Origin of the sequence: Nitrospira sp. (genome assembly GCA_029194535.1) — a bacterium.
Lineage (GTDB): Bacteria > Nitrospirota > Nitrospiria > Nitrospirales > Nitrospiraceae > Nitrospira_C.
Genome location: JARFXR010000001.1, coordinates 517,629 through 531,166 on the forward strand (window position 1 = coordinate 517,629; position 13,538 = coordinate 531,166).

Genomic DNA, 13,538 nt, shown 5'->3' on the forward strand with positions numbered 1-13,538 from the left:
GGAACGTCCTTCGAGCCCGTTGATCGCTGGCTATCCCGTCATGCCCCCTCCCTTCCGGCCTGCAAAAAAGCCGGACGCGAGAGGAGCAAACTTCGGGCCCGGGACGATCAGTAGCGTCCCGTAAGGTTAAAAATAAATTCAACGGGTTGCAGAGGGGCTGTCGTCACGCGTTGCGATCGGGCCGGCGAGACCTTCGAAAAACGACACTTACAGCCCGAAAATGTTCAGGGGGTTTCAAGTCGGAAGGACGATGCGACGATCCTGGGAGAGACAAAGGTATGTCTAGAATGTCGTTCGGCTGACGCAGCTAGGGCGAACCGTACAGGAGCTTCACAATCTGCGCGGTGTTGAAGAGCATCGCATCGCGATGCGTATAGGCCGCGTGGCCATAGTAATGATCCCGCGGATTGGTCGAGCCCGAGGAATCCTTGTAATCAACCAGCAGACATCGCCCTTCGGCAGGAAAGCGCACCGCCCGGCGTGCACATTCAAGCCACCGCTCGAACCCGTCGTAGGGCTCAACCAACTCCCAAATCGCCTTGTTGGCGCCGGTCGCCAATTCCGTCGACGGCAACGCATCGCTGCCCGCGACGGCGAGCGCTTGCACATAATCGCCTCCCCATGCAATCGGCATTTCCATGGTGATCTGGGGCAGTTCCATTTTTGAAAGCCAGCCTTTGCCATCGGTCCGCAGATTGCGGTGATTCACCACGTGCAGGAGGGCTCCTAGACCTGACGGGTCCCAGCCGTACCGGACCGGGGTTCCGAACGTCACGACGTCCACCGTCGCGCCGTTCAAGAAGGAGCCTGATTCGAGGTGCGGCCCTATTCGGGTGATCGCGGCCGCAACATCCGCTAGCCCGGCCTGTGCGGCATAGCCGGAGAGAATCCCGAGCAATGCGGGCCGTCCCGTGACGGGACTCGGACAAAGGAGATTCGATGTCAGCGCGAGGACCAATCCGGCCTGTCCGTGCGCCTGGATCAGCACGCGGTGTCCAGTGGTCAGACGCTGTTGCATCGCGAGTGTTCGCAACGAGTCGAGCAGGCGGACCGCGGCAATGGCGCGGCCTAGATGATGGTGTTCCGAGGCCCACAGTTGACGGTGGCACGAGATGGAGTCTGCGACCGACCGGTTGACGGCCTTGGCGTAGAGATTGACGTCGGCTTCTGTGAAATTTCCGGCGTCTTTGACCTGGTGGTCGAGTACGTGCCGGGTCGGAGCATCGTCGCGGAGTGGGAGAATGAGGCCATTAGGAAGAGGCGGGATACCGTTGCTTTCCGGGCGCATAGCGGCAAGCAAGGCATCGAGCCCGGAGACGCCGCGCGAATAGCCTCGCTTGAGACCGCCGACCTGATCTAGTCGCTGCATGCCAAAAAGGTCCGTTCCGTGGATCGAGCCGTGCACGAACAGAATGGCCCTCACCCCTGCCTGGGCAAGGTATGCACCCTGTTCGGCCATCGTCTCCGTCCAGGCCGGAGTCTCCGGTGCCGGCGCGGTCGTCAAGTCGACGGTCGCCAGTCTGGTTCCGGGGCTCTTGCGCGACAGTTCGTCGTGCTGAAAATTGTTCTCGATGGGCATGGGCAGCTATCTACCCCAAGAGGAGACCGAAGTGCAACGTGCGAAGGTCACGCCTCTCAGCGGGAGAAGGTCGGCGAGGACTCAGAATGCGTCGGAGGGGGCCGCAGATATTTTTTCGACATGACAGCGGTGGCGGTGCAGGTGTGGGAGGCTTCGTCGATCTGCCGGTCCACGATCATCACGCCTTGAAGGTATTCCTCTGCGATTTCCTCGCGAGTGAGCTCGATGTCTTGATCGGCCTCATGGCCGCTCCGTTCTCGCAAGCGGTCCACCATGTGTTCCTTTACCAAGATGCGGATCTGTTTGGCGATTTCAGTCCGCGCCGACAGTTCCGATACTCGCCGGCACACGCTCGGTCCCTTGGCCATGTCGCCTTGACCGGTGCCGATCAGGTACTGGTCCGGAGGGTACGTGGATTTCTGGTTGCCGCGTGGCGGGGCCGGGACGGTCGGCGGCGGGAGGCGACTGAGCGATTGTTCGGCTTGGGATCGGACCTCGTCCTGGTCGAGCGCAGCAGCTTCTACCGGCCATAGGACGGCCCAGGCCACGAGGCTGAAGATTCCGACCAGGCATACCGGCCTGTTTCCCATCGCCGCCTTACCTCCCGTTGCCGCCGCTTCGAGCTGCCGGAGCGACGGTTCGAATACCGAGCCATTCCAATGCGTCCCTCGTGTCCCGGTCTCCAATCCGAAGTTCCCCTTGTGACACGACCAGTCGGATTTCGCCCGGCGCCGGAGGGGGCATGATGATGGGGGCGGCGAGAACGGAGAACATGCAGAGGGAGAATCGAGGAGGCCAGCGCGTTGGGCGAGCGGTCATAGCGTCACCCCGATCATGCGGACTTGCGGATCATGGGAGAGGAAGCGTCAGGAGGCACCGAACGTGTTGAGCATAACATCCGCACGCCCGTTAGGAAAGCCGTGCCGCCGGAATCCCGGCGCCCGACTCGGCGGCTTGCCTTCCTGAAATTTCGCATGCTAAGGTACGATTTTCATTTTTTGAGTCTCAGGAGGCGAAACTCGCATCATGTCCTACCCGCGAATCCTCTTGATCGGTGTCGCGCTAGCGTTGTTCGTTCTTGAAACGGCTTCCGCAACCTCGAAGCCCTCAGGAGCATCCCTGGTGCCGGGAACGCCTCCACCCGCCCCACTCACCGAACACGTGATCCTGTTCGTGCTGGAAGGGTTCAGTCACCATTCGCTCACAGGCGGCACGATGCCGACCCTGAACCGCCTGGTTAAGGAAGGCTCGGTGACGTGGTCTGCGACCTCGGTCAAGCCGGCGCTGCGCCTGCCGACCATGGCGTCGTTGATCACCGGCATGCCCGTCGAAAAACACGGCATTACATGGAATGTGTTTGAGTTCAGTCGCGGTTACCCGCGGGCTCCCAGCGTCTTCGACTATCTCGACCTGAGCGGCGGCCGCGACAGCGCGATCTTTTTCATGGACGAGGCCCTCTATCAGCTCGCCAGGCCGGAGCCGTATACCGACTATCAGATGTGTGGACCGCTGAAGCCGGAGTGTAACCCGGATCGACTGGTGTCCTATATCAAGCAGTATTTTAAGAAGGCGACCAGCGGCCACGGGTACGGTCATGCGATCCTGTCGCTGCCGCATTTCTTGGTCGTGCATCTTCCGGAAGCCGGTCGGGTCGGCGCGGCCCGCGGTTGGGAATCGAAGGAATATCGCGAAGCGCTGCGGACGGTGGACAAAGCGATGGCCTCCGTTCTCGACCTGTACAAGGAGCAGGGGCTCTTGAAACGTACGACCATATTCGTTACGTCGTTGAGCGAGGAAGGCAGGGACGCGAGTCAGAAAGAAGCAGACGGCGTGACCCCGGTCGTTCCCTGGATCGCCTCCGGAGTTGGCATCAAGCAGGGGCACGCCATTCATCAGCCCGTGTCGATCATCGATACGGGGGCGACGGTGATGCGCAGCCTCGGGTTGCAAACCCATACGGAATGGGAGAGCCGCTCGGTAGAAGAAATTTTCCAATATGCCTTCATCCCGGCCGAGCCGAATTCGAGCGTACCTCAGTAACACGATGACGTGCCCCGCGACTATCAGCGCGAAGCGTGGTCTCGGCATAGGATGGCTCTCGAGCCTGACGGGAGGTGTGGTGCTATGGTGTGCCGTGGGAGAGGCCGGACCGCCGGCGGCGTACACGACCGAGCATCCGATCACAATCGACGCGACCGTGTTGGATCCTCCGTCCTGGTGGCAGGTCCCCGGCGTTACGCCGTCGATCTACAATTCGGATCCGGAATCGATGGACGCGTACAAGACGACGGACAAGCGGACGCTGGCGCTGAAGCCGGGGAAGTATAAGTTCGTGAGTTTTACGTTTGATTTTCCGTTCTCGGTCAATCTGGAAGGGAAGATCGAGTTCGCGGCATCCCTGGACCAGTGCGTGGGTGGGCGTGGTACGCAAACATTGCTTGTACGCTGTAAACGGACGTATCCGCACGGGGGAGAGCCCGATTACAAGTACTAACGAAGCACCTTTCCGCACCCGTGGGATAGAGGAATCGTCATGGCTCAGACATTAGAATTGCTCTTGGATGCGCTCGAAGACGTGGACGACGCCACGCGCGAGGAAGCGGCGAAGGCCTTGGCGGAGTTGGCCGATCCCAAGGGCTTGGAGGCGCTGATCGGCGCCTGTAGTGACGAATACTGGTCCGTTCGCGCCCACGCCGCTTGCGGGATCGCGAAGCTCGGCGGTCAAAAGGCCGTCGAGGCGCTGGTGACTCTGTTCGACGATCCCATCATGGAAGTGCGCAACCAAGCCGTGGAATCGGCCGCCCGCATGGGAGCCGCCGTGCTGGATCGGATGCTTACGGGGTTGAAGGACGAGCGGTGGCGTGTCCGAGAGCATGCAGCCAAGACGTGCGGTGAAATTCGGGATCCCAGAGCCGTCGACGCCTTGATGGTCGCCTGCCGTGACCGCGACGGAGCCGTGAAGAGTGCCGGAGCGGAGGCTCTGGGAAAGATCGGCGATCCGAAAGCCGTCCCCGCCCTGATCAAGCTGTTCCGCGACACGTCCAAGATCGTCCGAGAGACAGCGGGAACCGCGCTCGTCTATATCGGGCCGCCGTCCGTGGATCCGCTCATCGCATGTTTTGCCGATAAGGATTTTGTCGTCCGCTGTCACGCGGCGCGCGCCTTGGGCGGTATGACGACCGACTACCAAATCGGCAGGACCTGGGTGAGGGAGCCCAAGGTCGTCGAGGCCCTCATCGCTGCCCTCAAGGATGCGGACCGCGCCGTGCGCGAGGATGCGACTATCGCGCTCGGCATGATCGGCGATCCTCGCGCGATCGATGCGCTGATCGAGGCGATGAAGGATGGAGCGGTCAAACGGCATGCGATCGCGTCGCTCGGCATGATCGGCGACCCACGAGCCCTCCCTCCTGTGCTCGATGCGCTGAAAGGAAAGGGGATCCGACAGGACGGCACGCCGACTCCCGGGTGCATCGTCAGCGAGGACGCGTTCATTAAAGAAGCGGCCGCCACGGCATTGGGACAGTTTCGCGATCCCCGGGTCATCCCCGATTTGATCATGTTGCTGAAGGACGGTGTGTTGCGCGAGAAGGCCAGCGCGGCACTGGCCGCGATCGGCGACACCGCCATCGAACCCTTGATCGCCTTCCTATACGACCCGAAGGCGTCCGAGGTCGCGTCGGAGGGCGAACGAGTCCTGTCTTATGCGTCGGTCCGTCTCAGCGCCAAAGATGCGTTGCGGCAACTGGTGATGGAGACGCTGGAGAAGCTCGGGTGGACCTTGCCTCAGGAAGATTCGGCGGTCGATTCCAGCAACGTGGACAATGCGCGGGTCGATCTCCCGCTTGGGGTCGGCGGCAGGTTCGGACCGTCGGGAGATTTTGCCAAAGGCAGCAGCTGAACGCTGCTCCCCGCCACTCCTTCGGCGCAGACATAACGACGCTCACGCCGCGAGATTGCACGGACGTCGCAGGCTTTCGTCCCCTCTGCAATCACGCCGGGTGGGCGTCTTCGGACCTCCGACTATACGAGCCTGATGCTGCTGCCTCACGGCGATGCCGTCTGTGTCGGGCGTCTTCTTTCCGTCCTTCATGTTCGTGATGGTAGCTTGTCCCCTCGTAGGGACCGACCGTTCCTCTCGCATCGACGTGGATCACCGTAACGCCGGGGATCGTTCCCTCGGCGTTGTCGGCGGTCTTGTCGTTCCCGGTCAACGGACTGGGGCCTCGCAGTCCCACAAAGACCTAGAAGACGTATTGGTTGTCCGGAGCGACATCCGTCAGATCCGGAGCCTGGTCGTGGTTCCCCTCGGAGACCAGATCGTCCAAACCGACACTTTACTCAGCGTGTCGATGATCTCAATATTGTTGCCGGCACGACCCGCGCTCCGGAGGTAGCCCCCGATGGCCGCCGTGCTTCAGAGATTGTTCGAACCGTCCGGTCCGGCAGTGGGTCAGGTTGCCATCCAGACGCACTGAAGTCTGTCATTCTCGCGGAAGCGGGAATCCAGTCAAGACCTTCTCTTCAGCAGTTAGTCGTGATCGAGGACTGGATGCCCGCCTTCGCGAGCATGACGCAAGAGGAAACCGACCCACTACCTCCTGCGCGGTTCCGTTGACCCTGCGAAAATGCCTGTGTTAGGCTCACTGATTCGCAAGAGGAACAACAATGGCCGATGCGGTTGCCGAGCAGATCGCGGCGCTCAAAGACGGGGATTGGGCTATTCGCGAGGAAGCCGCCGCGATGCTGGGAACGCTGCGAGATCCGCGCGCCGTGGTGCCGTTGGTGTCGATGTTGCGGGACTCGGATCGCGCGGTGCGCGAGGCGGCGATCGGGGCGTTGACCGCCATCGGGGCGCCTTCAGTGCCGGCTCTCGGGCTCTGTCTTTCGGATCCCCATCTGGCGGTACAGGAAGCCGCGTCTGCCGTGCTGGCTTGCATCGCCGATGAGCGGGTCCTGGCCCCGCTGCTGGCCGCACTCGGTAACAAGGATTGGATCGTCCGGATGCACGCGGCCAAGGCCGTGGGCCGCATGAAGAATCCGGAGGCCATCGATCCGTTGATCCCGCTGCTGCAGGACAAGGTAAAGGCGGTTCGCGAAGAAACGACGGCGGCGCTGGTCGTCATCGGGGATGCGGCCATCCCTTCGCTGCTCGCGGCACTGGGAGACACCGATTGGTTGGTCCGCCTCCATGCGGTGGAAGCGCTGGGGAAGATGAAGTCGCCGGCGGCGGTCGAGCCGTTGTTGTCGGCGCTGTTCAATGATCGCGATGCGGCGGTTCGGGAAGATATCGTACGGGCCCTGGGTCAGATCGGGGACGGCCGCGCGGTCGAATTCCTGATGATGGTCATGAAAGAATCGGGGCTGCGCCTGCTGGCCGTGGAAGCTCTGGGTCAGATCCGAGATCCGCGCGCGGTGCCGGTGTTGATCAAAGTGTTGGAAGGCGCCGATCAGCCAGCAGACTCACGCGTCATCGCCGGCTGCGGAGACAACTGGAACGAGGAAATGGTGACGATGGGGGCTGCGGCGCGGGCGCTCGGCGCTCTGGGGAACGATGCCGCCATTCCCTCGCTGATCAAGGCCTTGCGCCATACGATGACGAGAGCAGAGGCCGCCGGCTCATTGGCATGCTTCGGGGCCAAGGTCATCGCTCCGCTGCTGACGTTCCTGTCGCAGGAGACGGATGACAATCTCCGCTTTCACGTGAACGAAACCTTGACGAAGGTCGGCTGGAGGCCGGGTCGCGTGTAGGACATGGTCAAGTCCGTGCAGGGATGCCCGGAGAAGCGACGCACCGGGCCGCCGAGGGTCGTGGTTTGATATGTCGAAGGAAAGTATTGAAACGCTCGTCGCCGAACTGATCCACGAGGAAGATTGGCGGCGCATGCGGGCGACGGCGGCCTGCTTGGCGGGAGGTCCGAAGGCGGTACAGGCCCTCGTCGAAGCCTTACATTCTGGACCTCCCGCGTTGAAACAGGAGGCAGCGGCGATGTTGGCCCGGATCAAGGACCCGCATGCCGGTGTGGCATTGGTCGGCTTGCTGGAGGACGGAGAGGAAGCCGTGCGAAAGTCGGGCGCCACGGCGCTGGAACAGATGGCCGGCGTGCTCGATACGGAGACCGCGACCGCGTTGGTTGCGCTACTTCCAAAAACCGAGGGAGGAGAAACCAAGCGCCTCGTCACCCATCTGGTTGGAGCGATTCCGACCGCCGTCGTGCCCCTATGCCAGATGATGAAACATTCCGATCCCGAAGCACAGGTGACCGCCGCGTTGATGCTGGATCACTTGCTGGATCCTCGATCCGTCGATGCGTTCATCGATGCAATGGGCCAGCCTGCAGTCCGCGACATTGCGGCCGGCACGCTGAGAAAGCTTGGCGCCATCCGGGAGCGGATCGACGAGACGTTCAATGTATTGCGGAACGTCGAGGGCGCCAGTGAGCGGGAAGAGGCTCGGATGGCGACGGTGGTGGACCTGCTCGGGATCGGCCGCCCGGCGGTGGAGATCCTGATCGAATACCTCGAAGATGAGGATTGGCTGGTACGCGAAGCCGCGGCGGATTTGCTCGGAAAGATCGCGGACGTGCGGGCGGTCGAGCCTCTGATGCGGCGACTCCAGCACGACAAAGATACGGGAGTGAAGGAGCTGGCCATCAAGGCACTCGGGCTCATCGGTGACGCGCGTCCCACAACCCTGTATCTGGAAGCCATTCCGATCAGGCCTCTGCGCGTCTATGCGATGGAGGCGCTCGCGAAAATCAAAGACGTCGAAGTCTTGCGGCCTCACAAGGATCTCTTCGATCGACTGCGGACGGATCGTGACGGCCTGGTGGCGTACAATGCCGGGTTGATCTCCGACAAGCTGGAAGCGCTGACCGCCGCACCTGCCGAAGGCCAGGAAGGACAGAGCCATGACTGAAGGGAACCAGCCGGATCGGATCGAACAATTGATCAGCGCGCTGCGGGACGACAACGAAGCGCTGAGGGACCATGCGATCGCGAGCTTGAGCCAGGTGGGAGAGGAAGCGATCGGTCCGTTGATCGGACTCATGGCCGACGAGGACGTGTTGATTCGGGAGGCCGCCACGACCGCGGTGGTTCGGATCGGGCCAGCCGCCGTCGGGCGGCTGATCGATGCGGTTGAAGACGACGAATGGGCGATTCGAGAGCAGGCGGCCTCGGGACTGGGCAAGCTGAAAGATCCCCGCGGGGTCGAACCCTTGGTGAAGGCGCTCAAGGACAAAGACGGCGCCGTCCGGACGGCTGCGGTGTGGGCGCTTGAGCGCATCGGCGATTCCCGCGCGGTTCCGGGCTTGGTGGACGCGCTCACGGACAGCACGTTGCGGGAAGATGTCGCGCGTGTCTTGAAGAAGATCGGGGATTCGAGGGCGGTCGACGCGCTCATCGAGGGGTTGCTGGGCAACAATTGGATGGTACGGCGTCATGCGGCCGAGGCACTGGGAAAAATCGGTGATCAGCGCGGAGTCGGCCCCCTGATCGAATCGTTAAAGGACGAGGACTGGTTGGTGCGGAGGAATGCGGCCGAATCGCTTGCGCGTCTGGGGGCGAAACAGGCGATCGACCCGTTGCTTCCTCTGCTCGAAGACGAAAATACGATGGTGCAAGAAACCGTGGAAGGGGTACTGGCAAGCCTGGGGTGGAAATCGGTCTCCTAGCCCCGTACCGGGTCACCCTCGACGGTGCAGATACGCAGGACAATCTGTGAACCTCCACTCCCGAGCAAAGGATATACATCATGGCGGATGAAGCTCCGGTGAAATTGATTCAGATCGGTCCCAAGGGTGGGGCCAAGAAGGACGGGTTCAATCTCGTCACGGAACGGGTCGTCGCGGTCAATCCCGAGGCCAAACAGGTCGAAGTGGAGCTCTTGGCCTATGACGGCAAGACCGTGCTTCTGGACGTCGACGAGGAGGCGCTGGAAGAACTCAAGCAGCTGAAGGTCGGAGACGGCGCCACGATCCGCGTCATCGAAGAAGGCGGCCGGCGTGTCGCGAAGGGCTTTCGCATCCGCCCGAAAGATCCCACCGCGGCCCGCGCTGACGCCATGCTGCTCGATTTGAAGGACAGTCACTGGCTCAACAGAAAGTATGCGGCGGAGGTGTTGGGAGAGCTGAAGGAGGCACGGGCGGTCAGGCCTCTGGTGGACGCATTGACGGACGAGGTCGGGGATGTCCGGCAGCGTGCCTATGATTCGCTGATCAAGCTCGGAGGGGCGGCAGTCTCTTCGCTTGTGCCGCTGCTTGTCTCCGAGGAAGATGAACTGCGCCAGTCCGTGACCGAGATCATCCGCAAAATCGGCAAACCGGCGGTCGAGCCGCTGGCCACCGCTCTGGTGGAGGCTGACGATCGATTGAAAACGCGCATCTTGAAGGTGTTGGATCGAATGGGATACAAGCCGAAAGCGAAGGAAGAGGAGAAGGCCGAGGTGCCCCGCCTCACCTAGCCGTTATTCGCCTGGCCGGCGGGCTCCTTGGGTGCTCGTCCCACCGAAATGTGGTGGAATCCAAAGCTCGTGACCCGGCTCGACTCATAGACATTGCGGAGATCGATGAGCACCGGTTTCCGCATGATGGTCTTCAGCTTCACGAAGTCGAGATTCCTGAACTCATTCCATTCAGTCATCAAAATCAGCGCATCCGCTCCGGTCGCTGCGTCATAAGGATCCTTGCAGGGAATCAGGCCCGGCAGCGTGTGCGCCGCTTCTTCGAGCGCGGCCGGGTCGTAGCCGCGCAGGCTGGCTCCCGATTGCATCAGTGCCTGGGCGATGGCCAGCGCCGGCGCCTCGCGCAGGTCGTTGGTGTTCGGCTTGAAGGAAAGCCCAAGCATGGCGATCGTCGAACCCTTGGTCATACCGAGCGCAGCCGCGATTTTTTCGATCATGCGTTCCCGTTGCTGCGAGTTGACCGTGGCGGCTGCACTGGCAATCTGCATCGGATAGCCGGCTCGGTCTCCCATCTGCACCAACGCGGCCAGGTCTTTGGGAAAACAGGATCCCCCGAATCCCGGGCCGGCGTGCAGAAACTTGGACCCGATGCGGTGATCCAAGCCCATTCCTTTCGACACCATCTGGACATCAGCTCCGACCCGCTCACACAGGGTGGCGATTTCATTGATGAACGAGATTTTTGTCGCCAAGAAGGCGTTCGACGCGTATTTGATCATTTCCGCGGTCGGAACATCGGTGACCACGAAGGGCGTCTCAATAAGATAGAGGGGCCGATACAGATCCTTCATCACGCTCGCCGCTTGCTCGCTCTCGGCGCCGATGACGACCCGGTTGGGACGCATGAAATCCTCGATGGCTGATCCTTCCCGGAGAAATTCCGGGTTCGAGGCCACATCGAACAAGACCTTTTTGGGCTGGTTCGCGCTGATCACCTTCTTGAGCAACTCTCCCGTGCCGACGGGGACGGTCGATTTCGTCACGATGACCTTGTAAGACGTCATGGTTCGAGCGATGCCTCGGCCGACCTCCTCGACATAAGAGAGATCGGCCGATCCGTCCTGTTTCGGGGGGGTGCCTACGGCGATGAAGATAACCTGCCCATGATCAACAGCTCGTGTCAGATCGTTCGTAAAACTTAATCGGCTCTGACCGATTCCCTTGGCGACGAGTTCGGTGATGCCTGGCTCATAGAACGGCACGTCGCCCTTCTCCAGCCGAGCGATCCGTTTTGCGTCCGTGTCCATGCATAGGACATTGACGCCGAATTCAGCAAAACAGGCTCCCGTGACCAGCCCGACGTATCCCGTTCCGATGACACTGATCTGCATGTCCTCTCCTCCATCAGCGGTGATTCCGAGACGAAATGGAGTATAACTTTCTTCCTGCGAGCGGGCAACGTATGCCGGAAAGTTGGTAGTGAGTGGGTTCCTGTTGCGTCATGCCCCGGAAGGCGGGCATCCGCTGCTCGATCCAGACTCAATGCTGAGGAGAAGGCCTTGACCGGATTCCCGCTACCGCGGGAAGGACAAACTTCAGTGCGGCTGATGGCAACCAGACCCACGAACGGAAAGTCAGCCGTCCGGCGACAGGCAGGCGATTCATTGACAGCTTTGGGCGGCTCTGCGTAGTATGAGCGCCCTCGATTCGCAAGGCCAAGAAGCCCGATGCCATTCTTCTCTCGTCCGTTGAATGTTCGGCATGAAGTCGTCGCATAACTCCTCTCATATCCCTCGCTGGTTCCTGCTGCTTACCGCCTTCATCACCGGCGCCGTCGTCATGGCGCTGGAAATACTCGGCAGCCGTTTGCTGGCGCCGGTGTTCGGCAATTCGCTCTTTGTCTGGGGAGCGCTGATCGGAGTCATACTCGCCGCCATGAGCAGTGGCTATGCTTTCGGCGGCTGGATGTCCGACCGATACCGCGGCGCGAGAGTACTGGCCTGCCTGCTGTTGTTTTCCGGCGCATGGACTTTTCTGATTGCCTGGCTGAGTCAGCCGGTGTTGTTCAAAGTGGCGGCAGCGATCGAGGATCCTCGCTGGGGACCCTGTGCTGCGGCCGGGCTCCTGCTTGCGCCTCCTGCATTCGGACTGAGCGGGGTGCTGCCGGCGATGTTGCGACTGGCAGTGTCCGATCTCACCTATCTTGGTCGTCACACGGGCCGGATGATCGCATTGTCGACCGTAGGAAGTTTGGCGGGAACCTGGGGTACCGCATTTTTTTTCCTGTCCTGGATCGGGAGTCATGCGCTTGTCGGGTGGTTGGGCGCCATTCAAGTCGGGCTCGGGTTCTGGTGGTTGCTCACGGGCACGGCGACGGGATCGCTCACCGTCGGGACGTTGGCGTTGGCCATGGTCGGACTTGGAGTCGGCGCGATCAATCCTGTCGAGATGCTCAAGGCTCCGGTCTACCAGGAGGACAGCCCCTACCAACAGGTTCGTATTCGGGATGACGATTTGTTTCGCTACCTGATACTGGATCGAACGTTTCACGCCGTCATGTGGAAGGCCGAACCGATCACGCTATTTCTTCCCTATAGCCAGTTGATGGTGGCCTCCTTGGCCTGGGTGCCCGAGCCGAAGCGAAGCTTGATTTTCGGCCATGGCGGCGGGTCCATCGCCAAGTGGCTGGCTCATCGATGGCCCGGATTGGAACTGGACGTGGTGGAGTTCGACCCCGTCGTGGTGCGGATGGCCGAGGAGTTTTTCGCGTATCAGGCGCCGCCTCAGCACCATGTCTATGCCCGCGATGCTCGGGTGTTTCTGAACGGCACGAAGGAGGTTTACGATCTGATCTGGGTGGATGCGTTCGCCCGCCATATGATTCCCTTCCACTTGACCACCAAGGAATTTTTCGCGGCGCTACGCGCGCATCTGAAACCCAACGGGGTACTGGCAGTGAATCTGGCCTCCTCAGGAGAGGGAGGGGATGTTCTCAGAGCCAGCGCGGTGGTACAGACCATGAGAGAGTCATTTCCAACGATCCAGACCTATGCGGTCAAAGGTCCATGGCCGTCACTGAAGAAGGCTGAGAATCTCATTTTTTTCGCCGGTCTGCCTATCGAGAGTCAGACCGCGGAGAATTTGGCGGCCAAAGTCGCAGCCATGGTTGAGCACCAACGCCTCCCTACGGAATCAGTCGCTCTCCTGAGCACCCGTCGCTCCGAGCCCTGGGGGCCGGGAGTAATCCTCACGGACGATTATGCGCCGTATGACCTCCTGATCGGTTCGAACGTCCAAGAGAGTCGCGTTGAGTGAACAACCAATTAAAACCTTGAATCTAGGGCGGTTGCCCTGTTGATACACCACTCGGTCTCCCTGGTCGTGGTCTCGTCAGACTACTTGATTAACGTTCTTGCTTCCCTTTTCCCCCCTATGATATAAGGAGCCCTCCTTGAGAGCGATATGACGATAAGATTCAATCAAAGTACGCAGTTGAGTGGTCGTCGGACCGGTCAAGGCTACCTGATCCGAGCGGTAGTTATTTACCAACCTAAT

General features: G+C 61.1%; 11 protein-coding genes. 8 read left to right on the plus strand and 3 right to left on the minus strand.

The annotated features are described in order from the left end of the window. Positions 1 to 307: 307 nt before the first annotated feature. Both P0111_02400 and P0111_02405 read right to left on the minus strand, forming a co-directional pair. Positions 308 to 1,579, minus strand: a complete 1,272-nt coding sequence (locus tag P0111_02400; protein MDF0642857.1) for a hypothetical protein — start codon at positions 1,577 to 1,579, stop codon at positions 308 to 310. 56 nt (positions 1,580 to 1,635) lie between these two features. After that, a complete protein-coding gene (locus P0111_02405) occupies positions 1,636 to 2,265 on the minus strand; it encodes a hypothetical protein (GenBank protein ID MDF0642858.1) in 630 nt (209 codons plus the stop codon). Between the two features lie 340 nt (positions 2,266 to 2,605). On the opposite strand from P0111_02405, the gene P0111_02410 reads away from it, so the two are divergent. The 7 genes from P0111_02410 to P0111_02440 all read left to right on the plus strand — a co-directional run bounded on the left by P0111_02410 (position 2,606) and on the right by P0111_02440 (position 10,043). Continuing rightward, a complete protein-coding gene (locus P0111_02410) occupies positions 2,606 to 3,619 on the plus strand; it encodes an alkaline phosphatase family protein (GenBank protein MDF0642859.1) in 1,014 nt (337 codons plus the stop codon). A 4-nt stretch (positions 3,620 to 3,623) separates the two neighbouring features. Next, on the plus strand, positions 3,624 to 4,073 hold the full coding sequence (locus tag P0111_02415) for a hypothetical protein (protein MDF0642860.1): 450 nt from the start codon (positions 3,624 to 3,626) through the stop codon (positions 4,071 to 4,073). Between the two features lie 39 nt (positions 4,074 to 4,112). Then, the gene (locus P0111_02420; GenBank protein ID MDF0642861.1) at positions 4,113 to 5,480 is read left to right on the plus strand and encodes a HEAT repeat domain-containing protein; all 1,368 of its coding nucleotides are present in this window, start codon (positions 4,113 to 4,115) and stop codon (positions 5,478 to 5,480) included. 767 nt (positions 5,481 to 6,247) lie between these two features. Continuing rightward, the gene (locus tag P0111_02425) at positions 6,248 to 7,330 is read left to right on the plus strand and encodes a HEAT repeat domain-containing protein (protein MDF0642862.1); all 1,083 of its coding nucleotides are present in this window, start codon (positions 6,248 to 6,250) and stop codon (positions 7,328 to 7,330) included. 70 nt (positions 7,331 to 7,400) lie between these two features. Continuing rightward, positions 7,401 to 8,498 carry a HEAT repeat domain-containing protein gene (locus P0111_02430; GenBank protein MDF0642863.1) on the plus strand — a complete coding sequence of 366 codons (1,098 nt, stop codon included), beginning with the start codon at positions 7,401 to 7,403 and terminating at the stop codon, positions 8,496 to 8,498. Beyond that, positions 8,491 to 9,255 (plus strand): HEAT repeat domain-containing protein, encoded by a 765-nt coding sequence (locus tag P0111_02435; GenBank protein MDF0642864.1) that lies wholly within the window; start codon positions 8,491 to 8,493, stop codon positions 9,253 to 9,255. The genes P0111_02430 and P0111_02435 overlap by 8 nt, the downstream gene beginning before the upstream one ends. An 80-nt stretch (positions 9,256 to 9,335) precedes the next feature. Further along, positions 9,336 to 10,043: a HEAT repeat domain-containing protein gene (locus P0111_02440; GenBank protein MDF0642865.1), complete on the plus strand. Its 708-nt coding sequence runs from the start codon at positions 9,336 to 9,338 to the stop codon at positions 10,041 to 10,043. On the opposite strand, the gene P0111_02445 is transcribed toward P0111_02440, so the two are convergent. Continuing rightward, positions 10,040 to 11,374: a UDP-glucose/GDP-mannose dehydrogenase family protein gene (locus tag P0111_02445; GenBank protein MDF0642866.1), complete on the minus strand. Its 1,335-nt coding sequence runs from the start codon at positions 11,372 to 11,374 to the stop codon at positions 10,040 to 10,042. The two genes, P0111_02440 and P0111_02445, sit on opposite strands and share 4 nt — an antisense overlap. Positions 11,375 to 11,744: 370 nt before the next feature. Between P0111_02445 and P0111_02450 the strand changes: the two genes are divergently transcribed. Next, positions 11,745 to 13,298 (plus strand): fused MFS/spermidine synthase, encoded by a 1,554-nt coding sequence (locus P0111_02450; protein MDF0642867.1) that lies wholly within the window; start codon positions 11,745 to 11,747, stop codon positions 13,296 to 13,298. Positions 13,299 to 13,538: the final 240 nt, after the last annotated feature.

What these genes read in the sequence shown, in the direction of transcription:
- P0111_02400 (MDF0642857.1), bottom strand. Translation starts at nt 1,579, where the DNA reads ATGCCCATCGAGAACAATTTTCAGCACGACGAACTGTCGCGCAAGAGC.
- P0111_02410 (MDF0642859.1), top strand. Translation starts at nt 2,606, where the DNA reads ATGTCCTACCCGCGAATCCTCTTGATCGGTGTCGCGCTAGCGTTGTTC.
- P0111_02415 (MDF0642860.1), top strand. Translation starts at nt 3,624, where the DNA reads ATGACGTGCCCCGCGACTATCAGCGCGAAGCGTGGTCTCGGCATAGGA.
- P0111_02420 (MDF0642861.1), top strand. Translation starts at nt 4,113, where the DNA reads ATGGCTCAGACATTAGAATTGCTCTTGGATGCGCTCGAAGACGTGGAC.
- P0111_02425 (MDF0642862.1), top strand. Translation starts at nt 6,248, where the DNA reads ATGGCCGATGCGGTTGCCGAGCAGATCGCGGCGCTCAAAGACGGGGAT.
- P0111_02430 (MDF0642863.1), top strand. Translation starts at nt 7,401, where the DNA reads ATGTCGAAGGAAAGTATTGAAACGCTCGTCGCCGAACTGATCCACGAG.
- P0111_02435 (MDF0642864.1), top strand. Translation starts at nt 8,491, where the DNA reads ATGACTGAAGGGAACCAGCCGGATCGGATCGAACAATTGATCAGCGCG.
- P0111_02440 (MDF0642865.1), top strand. Translation starts at nt 9,336, where the DNA reads ATGGCGGATGAAGCTCCGGTGAAATTGATTCAGATCGGTCCCAAGGGT.
- P0111_02445 (MDF0642866.1), bottom strand. Translation starts at nt 11,374, where the DNA reads ATGCAGATCAGTGTCATCGGAACGGGATACGTCGGGCTGGTCACGGGA.
- P0111_02450 (MDF0642867.1), top strand. Translation starts at nt 11,745, where the DNA reads ATGAAGTCGTCGCATAACTCCTCTCATATCCCTCGCTGGTTCCTGCTG.